Genomic DNA, 17,699 nt, shown 5'->3' with positions numbered 1-17,699 from the left:
CGGAGTGAGGAAAAAGTGCCTTAGACGAAAGCGGCGTGCCTCGGCACGCCGCAGTGTAGCCAGGGAGCGCCCGCTGCGGCATAGGCAGCCGCAGCGTTTGCGGCTAGCCGCCGCCCGAAGCGGCGCGCGAAGCCTCGAGGTGAGTGCGTGCCCGCTCCGCCAGCGCCAACTCGCCCGGGGTTCCCGGCGTGAAGCTGTCGACCGGCAGCGGCCGGCCGTGCGAGTCGACCGAGACGAAGACGACCAGGCACTCGGTGGTCTTCTGCATCTCGCCGCCCTTCATGTCGCCGCTGCGCACCTCGACCGAGATGTTCATGCTGCTGCTGCCGGTGTAGGCGAGCCGCGCCTCGACCTCGACCAGGTCGCCGATCATGATCGGCCGATGGAAGCGGATGCTGCCGATGAACACCGTCACGCAGTAGCGCTTGGACCAGCTGGTCGCGCAGGCGTAGCCGGCCTCATCGATCCATTTCATGACGGTGCCGCCGTGGACCTTGCCGCCGAAGTTGACGGTGCTGGGTTCGGCCAGGAAACGCAGGGTGATCGAGCTCATGGAGTGCCTGGGCGATGAGTTGATGTCGTGGAGCGCCCGCGGCGATTATGTGAGCGGCGAAGCGGTTTGGGCGCCGAAAAGTTGGGCCACCGTGCGCCTGAGCCACGCATTGCCCGGATCGGCGTGGAAGCGCTCGTGCCAGTGCTGCTTGACGGCATAGGACGGCAGCGCGAAAGGCGGCTCCAGCAGCTTCACCGGCTCCTGCGTGGCCAGTACCTCGCCGAGGATGCGCGGCACGATCACGACCAGCTCGGTGTGGGCGACGATGCGCGCCACGCTGAGAAAGCTCGACAAGCGCACGACCACGTTGCGCGCCAGGCCGAGGCGGGCGATGGTCTTGTCGACGATCGCATGGCCGGTGCCCGAGGACGAGATCACCGCATGCGCCTCGGCCTCGAAGCGCTTCTTCGTGAGCCGCTCGCCGATGCGCGGATGGTTCCGCGCCACCAGGCAGACGAAGTTCTGCATGAAAAGCGTCTGCTGGTAGAAGCCGGCATCGAGCTGCGGCATGAAGCCCACCGCCAGGTCGACCTCGCCGTCTTCCAGCCGGCGGCCGCTCTCGGTCGAGATGATCTCGGTCTCGATGTGCACGCCGGGCGCCGTGCGGCGCAGGTGGTCGAGCAGCCCGGGCAGGATCACCACCTCGCTGATGTCGGTCATGCAGATGCGGAAGTTGCGACTCGCCGCGCCGGGGTCGAAGCTGCTGCGGCTGCCGCGCGCCTGCTCGAGCTGCGCGAGCGCCTCCCGCACGTGGGTGTAGATGCGCTGGGCATAGGGCGTGGGCTGCATGCCTTGCGCGGTGCGCGCGAACAGCCGGTCGTCGAAATGCGCGCGCAGCTTGTTGAGCATGGTGCTGGCCGCGGCCTGCGCCATGTCGAGGCGCTCGGCCGCCTTCGAGACGCTGCCGGTCTTGTAGACCTCGTCGAAGACCGCGAGCCATTCGAGATCGAGCTTGGACATGGGATTCCTTGGATGGGATGTAGCGACCATTATCGAAAAATCGGATTCCAGGTATTGGCTGTGCGTCTTGAACAAATAGTGGTGCGGGAAAACAATGCGGCCATCCCCCGGAGACACGCCCAGATGAACACCGCCCCCCAGGCCGCGCGCACCAACGCCGCCGAGCGCCGCGACTACTACGAGCGCATCCGCCCGCTGCACCTCACGCCGCTGTGGGAATCGCTGCATGCGCTGGTGCCGCGCGAGCCGCAGACGCCCTGCGTGCCCGCGCTCTGGCGCTACGACGAGATCCGCCCGCTCTTGATGGAGTCGGCCGCGCTGATCACGGCCGAGGAGGCGGTGCGCCGCGTGCTGGTGCTGGAGAACCCGGCGATCCCGGGCCGTTCGTCGATCACGCAATCGCTCTATGCCGGCCTGCAGCTCATCATGCCGGGCGAGGTCGCGCCCTCGCACCGGCATGTGCAGTCGGCGCTGCGCTTCATCGTCGACGGCAAGGGCGCCTACACCACGGTGGGCGGCGAGCGCACCACCATGTACCCGGGCGACTTCATCATCACGCCCTCGTGGGCCTGGCACGACCACGGCAACGAGGGCATCGAAGGCGTGGCCGAGCCGGTGGTGTGGCTCGACGGGCTCGACATCCCGATGCTGCGCTTCTTCGACGCCGGCTTCGCCGAGAACGACGACGCGAAGGTGCAGCATGTCGCGCGGCCCGAGGGGCACAGCCTGGCGCGCTTCGGCCACAACATGGTGCCGGTGCGCCATGACCACAGCGCGCCCACCTCGCCGATCTTCAACTACCCCTATGCACGCAGCCGCGAGGCGCTGGCGCAGCTGCAGAAGCAGGAGGCGCCCGACGCCTGGCTGGGCCACAAGCTGCGCTACATCAACCCGCTGACCGGCGGCTCGCCGATGCCGACCATCGCGACGAACCTGCAACTGCTGCCGAAGGGCTTCGCGGGCAAGACGCACCGCGCGACCGACGGCACGGTCTACAGCGTGGTCGAGGGCCGCGGCACGGCCGAGATCGGCGGCCAGCGCTTCGACTTCGGTCCGCGCGACAGCTTCGTCGTGCCCTCGTGGGCGCCGCTGCGCCTCGCGGCGAGCGAGGAGGTGGTGCTGTTCAGTTTTTCCGACCGGCCCGTTCAACAGGCGATGGGCGTGCTGCGCGAAGCCTTTCTCGACAACGCCTGACCCGCGCTGCCCCGGCAGCCTTCTCTTTTCTCGATCCATGCGCCGCACCGCGGCAGGAGTTCCCATGTCTTTCGTCCTCACTCCCCCGGCCGTCGTCGGCCTTCCCGTCGCCGGCTCGTCCGATCTGTTCCCGGTGCGCCGCGTCTACTGCGTCGGCCGCAACTACGCGGCGCATGCGCGCGAGATGGGCTTCGACCCCGACCGCGAGCCGCCCTTCTTCTTCTGCAAGCCGAACGACGATGCGTCGATCGTGCCGGTGCCCGCGGGTGAAACGGTGGGCATTCCGTACCCAGGCCAGACCGCCAACTACCACTATGAAGCCGAGCTCGTGGTGCTGATCGGCGAGGGCGGCCGCGACATTGCGGTCGAGGATGCGGCGAAGCACATCTACGGCTATGCGGTCGGCCTCGACATGACGCGCCGCGACCTGCAGATGAAGATGCGCGAGCAGGGCCGGCCCTGGGAGATCGGCAAGGCCTTCGACTTCTCGGCGCCGGTCGGCGTGGTGCGCCGTCGCGAGGAAGCCGGCGAGATCGCGGCCGGCGCGATCTCGCTCGAAGTGAACGGCGAAACGCGCCAGAAGAGCGACATCCGCAACCTGATCTGGTCGGTGAACGAGGTCATCGCGAACCTGTCGACGCTGTTCGCGCTGCAGCCCGGCGACCTGATCTTCACCGGCACGCCCGAAGGCGTGGGCGCGGTGCAGCGCGGGCAGACCATGCAGGTGCGCATCGACGGCCTCGAGCCGATCGCAGTGCGAGTGGAATGAGCAAGACGCAGAACTCCAAGCCTTCGGTGCTGCTGGTCGGCGGCGGCATTGGCGGCATGGCGGCGGCGCTGGCGCTGGCTCGGCTCGGCATTTCGATCGACCTGCTGGAGCAGAGCGCGGCCATCGGCGAGATCGGCGCCGGCCTGCAGCTGGGCCCCAATGCCTTTGCCGCACTCGATGCCCTGGGCGTCGGCGAAGCGGTGCGGCGCGGCTCGGTCTTCACCGACCGGCTGGTGATGATGGATGCCGTCGACTGCCGCGAGGTGGCCTCGGTGCCGGTGGGCGAGGCCTTCCGCGCGCGCTTTCGCAATCCGTATGCGGTCAGCCACCGCGCCGACCTGCATGGCGCGATCCACGAGGCTGTCAAAGAGCATCCGCTGATCCGCTTCCACACCTCGGCGCAGGTCGAGCATCTGGACATCGGCGGCAGCGGCGTGACGGCGGTCACGCGCGACGGCCGGCGCTTCCATGCCGATGCGATCGTCGGCTGCGACGGCGTCAAATCGGTGGTTCGTGCCAAGCTCATCGGCGATGCGCCGCGCGTCTCGGGCCACGTGGTCTACCGCGCCGTGGTGCCGGCCGCCGACATGCCCGAAGACCTGCGCTGGAACGCGCCGGTGGTCTGGGCCGGCCCCAACTGCCACCTGGTGCACTACCCGCTGCGCCATGGCGAGCAATACAACCTGGTCGTGACCTTCCACAGCCGCGAGCGGGAAGAGTGGGGCGTGACCGAGGGCAGCAAGAAGGAAGTGCTGTCCTACTTCGACGGCGTGCATGCGCGCCCGCGCCAGCTGCTGGACCGGCCCACCTCCTGGCGCCGCTGGAGCACCGCCGACCGCGATCCGGTCGCGAACTGGAGCGAAGGCCCGGCCACGCTCTTGGGCGATGCGGCCCATCCGATGATGCAGTACCTCGCGCAGGGCGCCTGCATGGCGCTCGAAGACGCGGTGACCTTGGGCGCGGCGGTCGAGGCCTGCGAGTTCGACCTGCCCGCCGCCTTCCAGCTCTATGCGTCGGCCCGCGTGGCACGCACGGCCCGCGTCGTGCTGTCGGTGCGCGAGATGGGCCGGCTCTACCACGCCAAGGGCGTCGAGCGGCTGGTGCGCAACAGCCTGTGGACCGGCCGCACGCCCGAGCGCTTCTACGACGCGGTCGAATGGCTCTATGCGTGGGATCCGGCGCAATGCTTGGCCGACGCGCCGCGCACCGCGGCCTGAGACGGCCCACCTTATTTCAACGACACACCACGGAGACAAACTGCATGAAACCCATCCTCCCGCTGATCGCCGGCCTGGCCGCTGCCTTCTTCACCGTCGGCGCCGCGGCGCAATCGGCCGCCGACTACCCGAACAAGCCCGTCACCCTGATCACACCCTTCGCCGCCGGCAGCGGGCCGGACGCGGTGCTGCGGCTGGTCTCCGACAAGCTGGGGCGGCTCTGGAACCAGCGCGTGGTGGTGGACAACAGGCCCGGCGGCGGCGGCTTCATCGCGATCGACCAGGCCCGGCGCGCGGCGCCCGATGGCTACACCCTGCTGCAGCTCGACAGCGAGCATGTCGCCGCGCTGCCGCATCTGTACAAGTCGCGCAACTTCGTGACGCTGCAGCACTTCGACCCGGTGGCCTCGCTGTTCCGCACGCCCTTCTTCGTCGCCGTGGCCAGCGACTCGAAGTGGAAGAACATGAGCGACCTGGTCGCTGCCGCCAAGTCCAACCCGCAGAGCTACGGCTCCTGGGGCGTCGGCAGCGCCGGCCATCTGGGCGCGCAGCAGCTCGAGTCCCTGACCGGCGTGCACATGCAGCATGTGCCCTACCGCGAGGTCTCGCAGCTCTACGCCAACGTGGGCTCGGGCGATGTGCCGTGGAGCTTCGCGACCATCCCCTCCAGCCAGGGCGTCTACAAGGCCGGCAAGCTGCGCTACATCGCGATTGCGGCGCCCCAGCGCATTCCGCAAATGCCCGATGTGCCCACCATGGCCGAGGCCGGCGGCCCGGCGAGCCTGCACGTGAGCTCCTTCGTCTCGCTGCTCACGCCCAAGGGCGTGCCGCCGGCGATCAGGGCCAGGATCCATGCCGACGTCGCCAAGGTCATCGCCGACCCCGAGATCCGCGCGCGCTTCGACACCTTCGCCTTCGAGCCGCTGGCCTGGTCGCCGGAGGAGATCCAGCGGCAGGCCGAGGCCAAGTCCAAGGTCTATGGGGAACTGGTTCGCCGGGGCAATATCAGCCTCGAGTAACGCCTGGTCACAACCCGGCCTTATCCTTCGCTTCTCTTTCCATTCCCGCCTCACTCCCATGCAGTTTTCCAAGAGAGCTCTTTTGATCGCCGCCTGCGCGCTGCCGCTGGCCGCCGCGGCACAGAACGGCGCCTGGCCCACCAAGCCGATCCGCCTGATCGTCGGCTTCCCCGGCGGCTCGACGCCGGACATCGCGGCGCGCACCATCGCCGAGCCGCTGGCCAAGGCGCTGGGCCAGCCCGTGGTGGTCGACAACAAGCCGGGGGCCTCGGGCAACATCGCGGCCGACCAAGTGGCCAAGGCGACCGACGATCACACCATCGGCGTGGTCATCAACGGCAACCTGACCTCGTCGAAGATGCTCTATTCCAGGCTGCCCTACGACCCGGCCAAGGACTTCACCTATCTCTCGCTGCTCACCACCGCGCCGCTGGTGCTGGTGGCGCAGAACAGCCTGCCCAGCGGCGCAGCCTTCGTCGATGCGGCGCGCAAGAGCGACGACAAGTGGAGCTACGGCTCGGTGGGCGTCGGCTCGGTGGGCCACCTGGGCATGGAGTTGCTCAAGGGCCGCGTGCCGGGCCTGAAGGCCGTGCACGTGCCCTACCAGGGCAATCCGCAGGTCATGACCGACCTGATCGGCAACCAGATCCAGATGGCTCTGATCCCGCCCGGCGTGGCCATGCCCCAGGTCAAGGCCGGCAAGGTCAAGGCCATCGGCATCACGAGCGGGCGCAGCACGCTGGTGCCCGAACTGGCGCCGCTGGCCGATGCCGGCGTGAAGGACTTCAACCTCGAGGTGTGGACCGCGCTGCTCGGCCCGGCCAGTCTTTCCAAGGCCGCGCAGGAGCGCATCACGCGCGAACTCGCCGTCATCATGAAGGCGCCCGAAGTGCGGCAGAAGCTGTTCGAGCAGGGCTGGCAGGCGGTCGGCACCTCGCCGGACGGCATGCGCACGCGCGTGAAGGAAGAGGCGGCGATCATGAGCAAGATCATCTCGGCCAACAACATCAAGCTGCAATGAGCGCTTCCATCGTCGAGCCTGAGCGCAGCCTGCCGGTCTTCGGCGAATACGACGTGGTCGTGGTCGGTGGCGGCCCGGCCGGCATCGCGGCGAGCGTGAGCGCCGCGCGCCATGGCGCGCGCACGCTGCTGGTCGAACGCTATGGCTTCCTCGGCGGCATGGGCACGGCCGGCGGCGTGACCAACTTCGCGGGCCTCTACGGCAAGCGCAACGGGGAGATGACGCAGCTGGTGCACGGCGTGGTCGACGAGCTGCTCGCACGCATGGATGCGATGGGCGGCCTCAACAAGCCGCAGGACGGCATGCAGGGCCGCATCCGCGTGCGCTCCTACGACACCTCGATCTACAAGTGCGCGGCCGATCAGCTGCTGCTCGATGCGGGTGTCGAACTGCTGTTTCATGCCTGGGCCGCGGCCGTGGTGATGGAAGGCCGGCGCATCGCCGCGCTGGTGGTCGAGACCAAGTCGGGCCGGCAGGCGATCCGCGCCAATGCCTTCATCGACGGCAGCGGCGATGCCGATGTCGCGGTCTTCGCGGGCGTGCCTTTCGCGGTCGGCGACGGCCATGGCAGCGGACTTTTTCCGTCCACCATGTTCCGCGTCGGCCACGTCGATGCCCCGCGCGCACTGGCCGCGGTTGGCGAATTCAAGGCCATCAACGATCTCATGGCGAAGGCGCGCGAGCGCGACCCCGAGGCCTACCGCTTCCCGCGCGAAGGCGCGATCCTGCGGCCGCAGATCGATCCGCGCGAATGGCGCGCCAACGTCACGCAGATCCGCAACGCCAAGGGCGACGCGATGAACGGCGTGGACGCGCGCGAACTCAGCGACGGCGAGGTCGAGGGCCGGCGCCAGATCGGCGAGTACTTCCGCTTCTTGAAGGCCGAGGTACCGGGCTTCGAGCAATCGGCCATCGTCGAGATCGCGCCGCAGGTCGGCATCCGCGAGACGCGGCGCATCGAGGGCCTCTATGCGCTGACCGGCGAAGACATCCTCTCGTCGGCGCGTTTCGAGGACAGCATCGGCATCAACGCCTGGCCGATGGAGATGCATGCCGCCGGCAAGATCGAATGGGCCTTTCCGCGCGACGAAACGCGCACCTACAACCAGCTGCCCTGGCGCATGCTGGTGCCGCGCGGCGTCGACAACCTGCTGGTGGCCGGGCGCTGCGCCTCGATGACGCACGAGGGCCAGTCGGCCGCGCGGGCGAGCGGCGGCTGCTTCGTGATGGGGCAGGCCGCGGGGACGGCTGCGGCCACGTTGGGTGCCGAAAGCTTTGCCGGCGTCGACGTGCCGGCCTTGCAGCGCAAACTGATCGTCGACGGCGTCGACCTCGACCGAAGCTAAGCCCACCCCCCAGGCTTGCTCGCGTCGCGTAGCCGCCAACCCCCTTGCCGGGGGCGACGCCAGCGGCCCGGCAGAGCCGCGGCGTCTCCCGAATGGGGCGCGCCGTGCGCGACAGCGCAGTGGCGGGGTGTTTGCTATCGTCGTCGGATGACCGATCCCGCCACCGCCGCCCGTCTCGTCAACCAGCTCGTCGACCTGATGCACCTCGAACCCCTGGGCGATGACCGCTTCAGGGCTCAGAGCGAGGACATCGGCACCCCGGCCGTGTTCGGCGGCCAGGTGCTGGGCCAGGCGCTGGTGGCGGCGAGCCGCACGGTCGCCGCCGACCGGCCGGTGCACTCGATGCATGCCTACTTCCTGCTGCCGGGCGAACATGCACCGATCGAGTACGCGGTCGACCGCGTGCGCGACGGCCGCAGCTTCACCACCCGGCACGTGGTGGCGCGCCAGCGGGAGCGCATCATCTTCGAGATGTCGGCCTCCTTCCAGACGGTGGACGAGGGCATCGAGCACCAGCTCGCGATGCCCGAGGTGGCCGGGCCGGAAGGCTTGCAAAGCGAACTGGAACAGCGCCGCGCGCTCGGCGAGCGGCTGCCCGAACGCTGGCGCAACAACGCGCTGGCGCCGCACGGCATCGAGTACCGCCGCGTCGATCCCGACGACCTGCTCACGCCCGCGCCGCGTCCACCGCACAGTGCGCTCTGGCTGCGCGCCATCGCGCCGCTGCCCGACGACCCGATCGTGCATCGCGCGCTGCTGGCCTACGCCTCCGACCACGGGCTGCTGCGGGCCGCGATGCTGCCCCACGGCCTGAGCTTCATGAGCGGCCGGGTGCGCCCCGCCAGCCTCGACCATGCGATGTGGTTCCACCGCGATTTCCGCATGGACGACTGGCTGCTCTATCTGCTCGATTCGCCGAGCGCGGGCGGCGCCCGCGGCCTGTGCCGCGGCAGCCTGTTCACGCGCGACGGGCGGCTTGTGGCCTCGACCGCGCAGGAAGGCATGCTGCGCGTGCTGCCCGAAGGAAGTCCCTTGTCGAGCGCCGGCGGCGCGGCGCCGATATAGCACTCAGTGCCGCGTGCCGGCCAGCGCCGCGCGCAGGCCGCCGAAGCGCCGCCGGTACTGCGCCGGACTCAGGCTCACCGCGCGGCGGAACATGCGACTGAAGAAGGCCGCGTCGTCGTAGCCCACCTCTCCCGCGATCGCCTCGACCGGCGCTTCCGTGGTCTCGAGCAGGTGCTTGGCTTCCTCGATGCGCAGGGTCTGCACGTATTCCATCGGCGTCATGCCGGTCGCGAGCTTGAAGCGGCGCTGGAACGAGCGCTCCGCCAGCCCGCTCAGCGCGGCCATCGCGGCCACCGGCGCGGCTTGCGCATAGTGGTCGCCAATCCAGGTCTGGCAGCGGCCGATGACCGCGTCCTCCGCCTGCCGCGTGCTCGCCACGCGCGCGAAGGGCTGCTGGCCCACGTGGTGCCAGTCGATCAGGTTGAGCTTGGCGACCTGCATCGCGGCCTCGATGCCGACATAGCGCGCGATCAGGTAGAGCGCCAGGTCCATCCATGAACTGCCGCCGCCGGTCATCACCAGGCGCTGGCCCTCGCCGGAGGTGATCAGCGCGCAATGCGGTCGCACGCGCGCGAGCGGATAGCGGCGCTGCAGCACCTCGCAGAATGCCCAGTGCGTGGTGGCGTCCTCGTCGTCGAGCAGGCCCGCTTCGCCCAGCAGCATGGCGCCCGAGCAGGAGGCGGCGACCAGCGAGCCGGCCGCATGGCAGCGCCGCATCCACGCGACCTCCCGGGCGAACAGTCCGTCGAGCGGCCCGTAGGGCGAGATCATGAGTTCGGGCACGCAGACCACCGCCGGCGCAATGACCTCGTCGAAGCTGCGGTGCGCCTCGATGGGCACGCCGTTGGCGGCACGCACGATGCCCGGTTTCGCGGCGACCAGCACGGGTTCGAGCAGCTCGGCGCCCGGCCGGCCGTCGACGACCATCGGCCAGTCGCGGCCCGCACACTTCAGGAGGTCGAATATGCCGTAGACCACCGAGGCTGCGCTCTCGGCGGTGACGAGGATGGCGATCACGGGCCGATCGCCGGAAGAAGCAACTGCGGAACTCATCGATTGGCGGAATCGTCAGCCTTGTTGCGGGAATCGCTGCGGGGGTTTCGGCCGGGCGAACTTACGCTTCTTGCGTCTTTCGTACAAGGAGCCACCATGACCCAACACGACGCGCGCGGCCTGGCGCTTTCCACCGACCAGCCGGCTTCCGTGGCCGCCTACGAGCAGGCGCTCGACCTCTTCAACAGCCTGCGGCTCGATCCGGTCTCGGTGCTGCAGCCGGCGCTGGAACAGGATCCGGACTTCATTTCCGGCCACCTCCTGATGGCCGGCTTCATGCTCAGCGCCATCGATGGCCAGGCGCTGCCCGCCGCGCGCGAGAGCCTGGCGGCCGCGGCCGCGGCCGCGAGCCGCCGACGGCCGAACGAGCGCGAGCAGTCCTTCCAGGCGGCCCTGCAGGTCTGGGCCGACGGCGACATGGGCCGCGCCAACCGCCTGCTCGACCGCCATCTGATCGACCATCCGCGCGACCTCTTCGCGCTGCAGCTCACGCACATGGCAGACCTGGTGCTCGGCCAGTCGACCATGCTGCGCGACCGCATCGGTCGCGCGCTGGACCAATGGAGCGAGGACGACGTCGGTTACAGCTACGTGCTGGGCATGCATGCCTTCGGCCTCGAGGAATGCAACGAATACGCGCGCGCCGAGGCGCTGGGCATGGAGGCGCTGGCGCGCAATCCGCAGGACGCCTGGGCCGTGCATGCAGTGGCCCACGTCTACGAGATGCAGGGCCGGGTGGCCGAGGGCATCCGCTGGCTCACCACCGACACCTCGCTCTGGCAGCAGGACAACGCGCTCGCGGTGCACAACCACTGGCATCTGGCGCTGCAGCATCTGCGCAACGACGACCACGCCTCGGCGCTGGCACTCTACGACCGCGCGATCGCGCCCGGGCCGGCCTCGATGGCGCTGGACCTGGTCGATGCGAGCGCGCTTTTGTGGCGGCTCGGGCTGCGCGGCGTCGATGTGGCCAGGCGCTGGGAGGCCTTGGCGCCGCGCTGGCGCGACCAGGCCGCCTGGGGCTGGTCGGTCTTCAACGACGTGCATGCGATGCTGGCCCTGGTCGGCGCCGGCGAGCCCATACAGATCGAGGCCGGGCAGCGCGCGATCGCCGCCGTGCCGGCCACGGCGCCCGCGCCGTGGTGGCGCGAGGCGGGCACCGTCTGCGAGGCGGCCATGGCTTTCGGCGAAGGCCGCTACGGCCACTGCGCGCAGCTGCTGCTTCCCTTGCTGCCCGTCGCCCACGGCTTCGGCGGCAGCCAGGCGCAGCGCAGCCTGATCTACCTGACGGCGATGGAGGCCGCGCGCCGGGCCGGCGATGCCGCGCTGTGGGAGGCGCTGCAGAGTGAGGCGGCGGCGCGCACGGCAGCGGCGGTTCCGGAGCGGCCGTACCGCGAGATCGAACTCAAGGCCGCTTGAGCTCGCACCTCAACGGAAGGGGTTGGCAGTCGCGAACCAGAGGCCGATGCCGGTCGCGATGATGAAGGCACCGTCGGTCACACCCGCGATCAGGAAGAACAGGGTCTGCAGCGTGTCCTTGAGCTCGGGTTGCCGCGCCGTGCCTTCCAGCAGTTTCGACCCGACGATGCCGATGCCGATGCAGGAACCCACGGCGGCGATGCCGATGAGAAACGCGACGGCGAGGGGGAGGATGTCGAAACCTGAGGTCATGGTGCTCTTTCGCGGCCTTTGAAGTTCGGCCTGGTGGCTGCCGGAACCACCCCGGTTCCGGCTTGCATCCAATGTCTCAGAGCGGGTGCGCGGCGTCGATGACCTTGCCGGTCATGGCCGCTGGCCGGGCCTCAGGGGCGCGGAGCGTCATGGCGCAGATCGAACTCGCGCAGCATCACGGGTTCGGTGGAACCTTGTGCAACACGGCGCCGCACGGCGTCATCGATTTCCTGCGCGTGCAGCGCATAGGTGTCCAGTGCTTCGTCGTCGGTGGCGGTCGACCGATAGCGGTAGTGCAAGGTTTCCTTGCCGACGCTGGCGCCGACGAGCTGCCCCTCGACCTCGACCCAGAAACGGACGGTGCCGGAAGCCTCATGAAAGAAGGGCGGCTGCGACATCGCTGCTCCTGGAATGCGTTCCGCGGTCATCGATCCAGAGGGTGGCCTTGCGCTCGATCGCGCTGATGGCGTCGCCCCCATGAGCGAACTGCTTGCACGACACGAGGTGGCAGATGCAAACGTCGTCGACGAAGAGTTCCGCACCGGCCGCCACGGTGCCCTCCAGGGAAACATGGGTGAGGCGGCTGCGCACCTCCCATCCTTGGTACGGAAGGCGTTTGGAAGCGAAGTCATAGTCCATGACCCCTTGTAGGCGATCGGGTGCGCCCTGTCTGTTCGCGACCGCACATTCAGAGCAACTCGGCGTAGGCTCTCTTGTCTGCGGCGTAGCAGGCGCATGCCATCGCTTCGAGCCCGGGGCGGTCCAGCACCTTCAGATCGCCACGGCTGTATTGGATCAATCCGTCACGCTGCAAGGCGCCGGCAGCCTCCGTGATGCCGACGCGGCGCACGCCCAGCATGTAGGCCAGGAACTCCTGCGTCACGCGGAAGCTGTCCGAATGGGCGCGGTCCTGGCTCATCAACAGCCAGCGCGCCAGGCGCGGGCCGATCAGGTGAAAGCGAAGGCACGCGGCCGAATCGGCCAGCTGGGACATCAGGACGTGGATGTAGCGGTGGAGGCCGCGCTGCAGGCCCGCGTTGCGCGCCAGTTCGCGCTGGAAGTCGGGGGCGGCGATGCGCCATGCAGCACCCGGGCCCTGAACCACCGCATGCAGGGGCGTCGTCGCCACGCCGAGGGCCAGTTGCGTCCCCAGCATGCCTTCGCGGCCCACCATGCCGACTTCCAGGCCTGGATGGCCGTCGATCCGTGCGATCAGCGAAATGAAGCCATCGACAGGGAAGTAGACATGCCGGGTCGGCTCGCCGGGCTCGCACATCACCTCGGCCAGCACCAGCTGGACCGGCTCGCAGATGGCGAGCAGACTCTGGCGGTCGCTGCGGGAAAGCAGCTCGATGAGGTGGTTTTCGGCGGCAGGCAAAGGCACTCCGGTGATGAAAGGGCTTCCAGTCTGCGCGCCGCGCCGCGGCGCGACTGTCTGCCAGCGCACAGAGCAGCCGCGGGATCAGGTCGCCAACCGCTCCGGAAGCAGACGGTCGTACTCCTTCTTGACCACGGCGTAGCATTCGCAAGTGCGCTTCTCCAGTCCCTCGCGGTCCAGCACCGTGATGCGGCCGCGCGCATACCGGATCAACCCCGCCTTCTGCAGCTTGAGGGCGCCCTCGGTCACGCCTTCGCGGCGCACGCCGAGCATGTTGGCGATCAGCTCCTGCGTCATCACGAGCTCGTTGCCTTGCAGGCGGTCCAGGCTCAGCAGCAGCCAGCGGCACAGCTGCTGGTCCAGCGAATGGTGCCGGTTGCACACCGCCGTCTGCGCCATCTGCGTGATCAGCGCCTGGGTGTAGCGCAGCAGCAGGTGCAGCACCGAACCGGCACGGTTGAATTCGTCCTTCATCATCTGCGCCTTCAGTCGCCAACCCTGGCCTGCGCTCTGCACCACGGCGCGGCTGGGCGTGGATTCGCCCCCCATGAAGAGGGAGATGCCGACGATGCCCTCGTTGCCGACGACGGCGATCTCGGCCGAGGCGCCGTTCTCCATCACATAGAGCAGCGAAACGATGGCGGTGGTCGGAAAGTACACGTGGCTGAGCGTGCTGCCCGACTCGTAGAGCACCTCCCCGAGCGGCATGTCCACCCACTCCAGTTGCGGCAGCCAGCGCTGCCACTCGGCGTCCGGCAGCATGGCGAGCAGGTGGTTCTTGCGGGGGTCGGGGGGCGTGGCCATTGCGCAGTATGTTCGATATCGCACAAAGCTGCGAGGGCGCCTGAAGCGCGGATTCTCAGGAGGCTTTGATGAAGCGCGCAGGGGCGCTGGCCTCGCTGTCGACGTCTCTGCAGAGGTCCGGATCGAGCACCGGCAGCGCGCCGCCGACGAGCCGTGCTTCGACAATGCTCACCACCTGCGGTGCACGAGCGTCGGCATCGTGCGGCCGTTCAGGTAGTCACGAACGAGGCATTCGGCGGCAAACAGGAAAAGGGCGATGAGATGGCTCCATGCATCGAGGGCATGCCAGCGTATTCCGAACCTGCCGTTCTTTCAGTGCGATAGCGGACGGATGGGCCGTCCGCCGGCGCGCGATCGTCAGGGAAAGAAGTGAGCGACGCCTGCCAGAAACAGAAGCACCAGCAGCATGAGCACGCCGAAGACGATCCAGGCGGCTGCAAATGCCGATGCCTCCGTCTGCAGGTCGTCCGGCTCCTCAGGGCCTGAGTCAGGAGGAGTGATTTGGGTCATCGCCGACTGTAGCCTGTCAGGGCAGCAGCCGCTTCAGATATCGACCGGTATGGCTCGCCTCGTTCGCCGCGATTTCTTCAGGCGTGCCCACGCCCACCACCGTGCCGCCGCCCGCGCCGCCTTCGGGACCCATGTCGATCAGCCAGTCAGCGGTCTTGATGACGTCGAGGTTGTGCTCGATCACGACGATGGTGTTGCCGGCGTCGCGCAGCTGGTGCAGCACCTTGAGCAGCAGCTCGATGTCGGCGAAGTGCAGCCCGGTGGTCGGCTCGTCGAGGATGTAGAGCGTGCGGCCGGTGTCGCGCTTGCTGAGTTCGAGCGCGAGCTTCACGCGCTGCGCCTCGCCGCCCGACAGCGTGGTCGCGGCCTGGCCCAGCTTGATGTAGCTCAAGCCGACGTCGAGCAGCGTGCGCAGCTTGCGTTCGATGGTCGGCACGGCTTTCAGGAACTCGTGCGCGGCCTCAACCGTCATGTCGAGAATCTGCGCGATGTTGCGGCCCTTGTACTGCACCTCCAGCGTCTCGCGGTTGTAGCGCTGGCCGTGGCAGACCTCGCAGGGCACGTAGACGTCAGGCAGGAAGTGCATCTCGACCTTGACCACGCCGTCGCCCTGGCAGGCCTCGCAGCGGCCGCCCGCGACGTTGAAGCTGAAGCGCCCGGGCCCGTAGCCGCGCTCGCGTGCGGTGTTGGTCTCGGCCATCAGCTCGCGGATCGGCGTGAAGAGGCCGGTGTAGGTGGCGGGATTGCTGCGCGGCGTACGGCCGATCGGCGACTGGTCGACGTTGATGACCTTGTCGAAGTACTCGATGCCCTCGACCGCCTCGTGCGCGGCAGGCTCTTCGTGGGCGCGGTAGAGGGTGCGCGCCACGGCGCTGTAGAGCGTGTCGTTGACCAGCGTCGACTTGCCCGAGCCGGAGACGCCGGTCACGCAGGTCAAGAGGCCGACCGGAAAGGCCACGCCCACGTTCTGGAGGTTGTTGCCGGTGGCGCCGATCACGCGGATTTCCTGCAGATCGGTCTGCGATGCGAGGTGCGCCGCCTCGCGCGCCGCACGCCGTTCGGCCGCCGGGCTCTGCGGAAAGCGCGAGGCCTTCTTGCCCTCGTTGAAGGCCGGCTTGGCGACCGCCGGCAGCCAGGGCGTGCGGCGCTTGGGCACCGCGATCTTCTTCGCGCCCGACAGGTACTGGCCGGTCAGCGAATCCGGATGGGCCGCGACCTGGGCATAGCTGCCCTGCGCCATCACGCGGCCGCCGTGCACGCCGGCGCCCGGGCCCATGTCGATCACGTGGTCGGCGGCGTGGATCATGTCCTCGTCGTGCTCGACCACGATCACGCTGTTGCCGATGTCGCGCAGATGCCTGAGCGTGCCGATCAGCCGGTCGTTGTCGCGCTGGTGCAGGCCGATGCTGGGCTCGTCGAGCACATACATCACGCCGGTGAGGCCGGAGCCGATCTGCGAGGCCAGGCGGATGCGCTGCGCCTCGCCGCCCGAGAGCGTCTCGGCGCTGCGGTCCAGGCTCAGGTAGTTGAGGCCCACGTCGTTGAGGAACTTGAGGCGCAGCCCGATCTCGCGCACCACCTTGTCGGCGATCTCGGCCTTGGCGCCGCGCAGATGCAGGCCCTGGAAGTAGGCGAGGCTTTCGCGCAGCGTCGCGCGGCTGATCTCGAAGATCGCCATGCGCCGAGGCTCGGGGCCCGACTCGTCGAGCAGGAACACGCTGCGCGCCTCGCGCCGAAGCCGCGTGCCGCTGCAATCGGGGCAGGGCTGCATGTTGCGAAAGCGCGCGAGGTCTTCGCGCACCATCGCCGAATCGGTCTCGCGGTAGCGACGCGCCATGTTCGGGATCACGCCTTCGAAGGGGTGCTTGCGGGTCAGCTTCCTTCCGGCCTGCTGGCCGCTTTCCATCGTGTAGCTGAACTTGATCTCTTCCTCGGCCGAGCCGTGCAGCACCGCCTGCTGCACCGAGGCGGGCAGCTCTTCGAAGGGCGTGTCGACGTTGACCTTGTAGTGCTTGGCCACGCTCTCCAGCATGCTGAAGTAGTAGCCGTTGCGCCGGTCCCAGCCCTTGATGGCGCCGCTCGCCAGGCTCAGCGACGGAAAGGCGACCACGCGCGCCGGGTCGAAGACTTCGCTGTGACCGAGGCCGTCGCAGCTCGGGCAGGCGCCCACGGGCGAGTTGAAGGAGAACAGGCGCGGCTCGAGTTCGGCCAGCGAGTAGTGGCAGATCGGGCAGGCGAACTTGGCATTGAAGAGGTGCTCTTTGGTGCTGCCGTCCTCGTGCATCTCCAGTGCGATCGCGCGGCCCTCGGCCAGGCGCAGCGCGTTCTCGAAGCTCTCGGCCAGGCGCTGCTGCATGTCGGGCCGCGCGCGCAGCCGGTCGATGACGACGTCGATGTCGTGCTTCTCGGTCTTCTTGAGCTTGGGCAGGTCGTTGTATTCGAAGGTCTCGCCGTTGACGCGGAAACGCACGTAGCCCTGCGCCTGCATCTCGGCGAAGAGCTCGAGGAACTCGCCTTTCTTCTCGCGCGCGACGGGCGCCAGGATCATGAGTCGCGGTTCATCCGGAATCGCGAGCACGGCATCCACCATCTGGCTCACGGTCTGGGCCTGCAGCGGCAGGTCGTGGTCGGGGCAGTAGGGCGTGCCGGCGCGCGCATAGAGCAGCCGCAGGTAGTCGTGGATCTCGGTCACCGTGCCCACGGTGGAACGCGGGTTGTGGCTGGTCGCCTTCTGCTCGATGCTGATCGCGGGCGACAGGCCCTCGATCACGTCGACGTCGGGCTTGTCCATCAGCTGCAGGAACTGCCGCGCATAGGCCGACAGGCTCTCGACGTAGCGGCGCTGGCCCTCGGCATAGAGCGTGTCGAAGGCCAGACTCGACTTGCCCGAGCCCGACAGGCCGGTGATCACCACCAGCTTGTTGCGCGGGATGTCGAGGTCGACGTTCTTGAGGTTGTGCGTGCGTGCGCCGCGGATGCTGATGCGCTGCTGCGCGAGCACGGCGCCGAGGTAGGCATCGTCGTTGGGGGAATTCACGGGGCGGTCGGTCTTGGGCAACCGAGCATGATAAGTCCCCGGCGATTTCAGGGCACGCGGCGGGATTCGGCGGACTTTTTCGGCTCCTCGGCCGGCGCGACC

The 17,699-nt window shown here is 68.6% G+C and carries 18 protein-coding genes; 8 read left to right on the top strand and 10 right to left on the bottom strand.

The genetic code is table 11. From position 1 onward, the window contains the following. Positions 1 to 103: 103 nt before the first annotated feature. The gene (locus ACSQ9I_RS28700) at positions 104 to 553 is read right to left on the bottom strand and encodes an acyl-CoA thioesterase (protein WP_436315399.1); all 450 of its coding nucleotides are present in this window, start codon (positions 551 to 553) and stop codon (positions 104 to 106) included. A 45-nt stretch (positions 554 to 598) separates the two neighbouring features. After that, a complete protein-coding gene (locus ACSQ9I_RS28695; protein ID WP_093109912.1) occupies positions 599 to 1,513 on the bottom strand; it encodes a LysR family transcriptional regulator in 915 nt (304 codons plus the stop codon). 123 nt (positions 1,514 to 1,636) lie between these two features. On the opposite strand from ACSQ9I_RS28695, the gene gtdA reads away from it, so the two are divergent. The 7 genes from gtdA (at position 1,637) to ACSQ9I_RS28660 (ending at position 9,144) form a co-directional block, all read left to right on the top strand. Next, positions 1,637 to 2,707, top strand: a complete 1,071-nt coding sequence (gene gtdA, locus ACSQ9I_RS28690) for a gentisate 1,2-dioxygenase (RefSeq protein ID WP_436315398.1) — start codon at positions 1,637 to 1,639, stop codon at positions 2,705 to 2,707. A 64-nt stretch (positions 2,708 to 2,771) separates the two neighbouring features. Then, positions 2,772 to 3,476 carry a fumarylacetoacetate hydrolase family protein gene (locus ACSQ9I_RS28685; RefSeq protein ID WP_436315396.1) on the top strand — a complete coding sequence of 235 codons (705 nt, stop codon included), beginning with the start codon at positions 2,772 to 2,774 and terminating at the stop codon, positions 3,474 to 3,476. Continuing rightward, entirely contained in the window at positions 3,473 to 4,693 is a 1,221-nt protein-coding gene (locus tag ACSQ9I_RS28680) for a 3-hydroxybenzoate 6-monooxygenase (protein ID WP_436315395.1), read from the top strand. The genes ACSQ9I_RS28685 and ACSQ9I_RS28680 overlap by 4 nt, the downstream gene beginning before the upstream one ends. Positions 4,694 to 4,737: 44 nt before the next feature. Further along, a complete protein-coding gene (locus tag ACSQ9I_RS28675; protein WP_436315393.1) occupies positions 4,738 to 5,712 on the top strand; it encodes a Bug family tripartite tricarboxylate transporter substrate binding protein in 975 nt (324 codons plus the stop codon). Positions 5,713 to 5,770: 58 nt separating this feature from the next. Then, positions 5,771 to 6,733, top strand: a complete 963-nt coding sequence (locus tag ACSQ9I_RS28670; protein WP_436315392.1) for a Bug family tripartite tricarboxylate transporter substrate binding protein — start codon at positions 5,771 to 5,773, stop codon at positions 6,731 to 6,733. Further along, positions 6,730 to 8,079 carry an FAD-dependent oxidoreductase gene (locus tag ACSQ9I_RS28665; RefSeq protein ID WP_436315391.1) on the top strand — a complete coding sequence of 450 codons (1,350 nt, stop codon included), beginning with the start codon at positions 6,730 to 6,732 and terminating at the stop codon, positions 8,077 to 8,079. The genes ACSQ9I_RS28670 and ACSQ9I_RS28665 overlap by 4 nt, the downstream gene beginning before the upstream one ends. Before the next feature lie 147 nt (positions 8,080 to 8,226). After that, a complete protein-coding gene (locus tag ACSQ9I_RS28660) occupies positions 8,227 to 9,144 on the top strand; it encodes an acyl-CoA thioesterase (RefSeq protein ID WP_436315390.1) in 918 nt (305 codons plus the stop codon). A gap of 3 nt (positions 9,145 to 9,147) precedes the next feature. Here the strand turns inward: ACSQ9I_RS28660 and ACSQ9I_RS28655 are convergent, their stop codons facing one another. Continuing rightward, positions 9,148 to 10,161: a GlxA family transcriptional regulator gene (locus ACSQ9I_RS28655; protein ID WP_436315389.1), complete on the bottom strand. Its 1,014-nt coding sequence runs from the start codon at positions 10,159 to 10,161 to the stop codon at positions 9,148 to 9,150. Positions 10,162 to 10,293: 132 nt separating this feature from the next. Between ACSQ9I_RS28655 and ACSQ9I_RS28650 the strand changes: the two genes are divergently transcribed. After that, a complete protein-coding gene (locus tag ACSQ9I_RS28650) occupies positions 10,294 to 11,616 on the top strand; it encodes a tetratricopeptide repeat protein (RefSeq protein ID WP_436315388.1) in 1,323 nt (440 codons plus the stop codon). A 9-nt stretch (positions 11,617 to 11,625) separates the two neighbouring features. On the opposite strand, the gene atpE is transcribed toward ACSQ9I_RS28650, so the two are convergent. The 7 genes from atpE to uvrA form a co-directional block, all read right to left on the bottom strand. Further along, on the bottom strand, positions 11,626 to 11,868 hold the full coding sequence (gene atpE / locus ACSQ9I_RS28645; RefSeq protein ID WP_093109922.1) for a F0F1 ATP synthase subunit C: 243 nt from the start codon (positions 11,866 to 11,868) through the stop codon (positions 11,626 to 11,628). A gap of 131 nt (positions 11,869 to 11,999) precedes the next feature. Then, complete coding sequence (locus ACSQ9I_RS28640; RefSeq protein WP_436315387.1) at positions 12,000 to 12,266, bottom strand: DUF1488 family protein; 267 nt, start codon at positions 12,264 to 12,266, stop codon at positions 12,000 to 12,002. Beyond that, on the bottom strand, positions 12,241 to 12,459 hold the full coding sequence (locus ACSQ9I_RS28635; RefSeq protein ID WP_436315386.1) for a hypothetical protein: 219 nt from the start codon (positions 12,457 to 12,459) through the stop codon (positions 12,241 to 12,243). Before ACSQ9I_RS28635 ends, ACSQ9I_RS28640 begins: the two co-directional genes overlap by 26 nt. A gap of 97 nt (positions 12,460 to 12,556) precedes the next feature. Beyond that, positions 12,557 to 13,252: a Crp/Fnr family transcriptional regulator gene (locus ACSQ9I_RS28630; protein ID WP_436305903.1), complete on the bottom strand. Its 696-nt coding sequence runs from the start codon at positions 13,250 to 13,252 to the stop codon at positions 12,557 to 12,559. A 78-nt stretch (positions 13,253 to 13,330) separates the two neighbouring features. Beyond that, positions 13,331 to 14,050 carry a Crp/Fnr family transcriptional regulator gene (locus ACSQ9I_RS28625; protein ID WP_436315385.1) on the bottom strand — a complete coding sequence of 240 codons (720 nt, stop codon included), beginning with the start codon at positions 14,048 to 14,050 and terminating at the stop codon, positions 13,331 to 13,333. A 357-nt stretch (positions 14,051 to 14,407) separates the two neighbouring features. Next, positions 14,408 to 14,560 (bottom strand): hypothetical protein, encoded by a 153-nt coding sequence (locus ACSQ9I_RS28620; protein WP_170855702.1) that lies wholly within the window; start codon positions 14,558 to 14,560, stop codon positions 14,408 to 14,410. Between the two features lie 16 nt (positions 14,561 to 14,576). Beyond that, positions 14,577 to 17,597: an excinuclease ABC subunit UvrA gene (gene uvrA, locus ACSQ9I_RS28615; protein ID WP_436315384.1), complete on the bottom strand. Its 3,021-nt coding sequence runs from the start codon at positions 17,595 to 17,597 to the stop codon at positions 14,577 to 14,579. Positions 17,598 to 17,699: the final 102 nt, after the last annotated feature.

Source organism: Variovorax sp. LjRoot84, assembly GCF_964254305.1.
Classification (GTDB): Bacteria; Pseudomonadota; Gammaproteobacteria; order Burkholderiales; family Burkholderiaceae_C; genus Variovorax.
The sequence above is the reverse complement of the archived record's forward strand: the minus strand, read 5'-3'. Positions and strand labels throughout refer to the sequence as shown.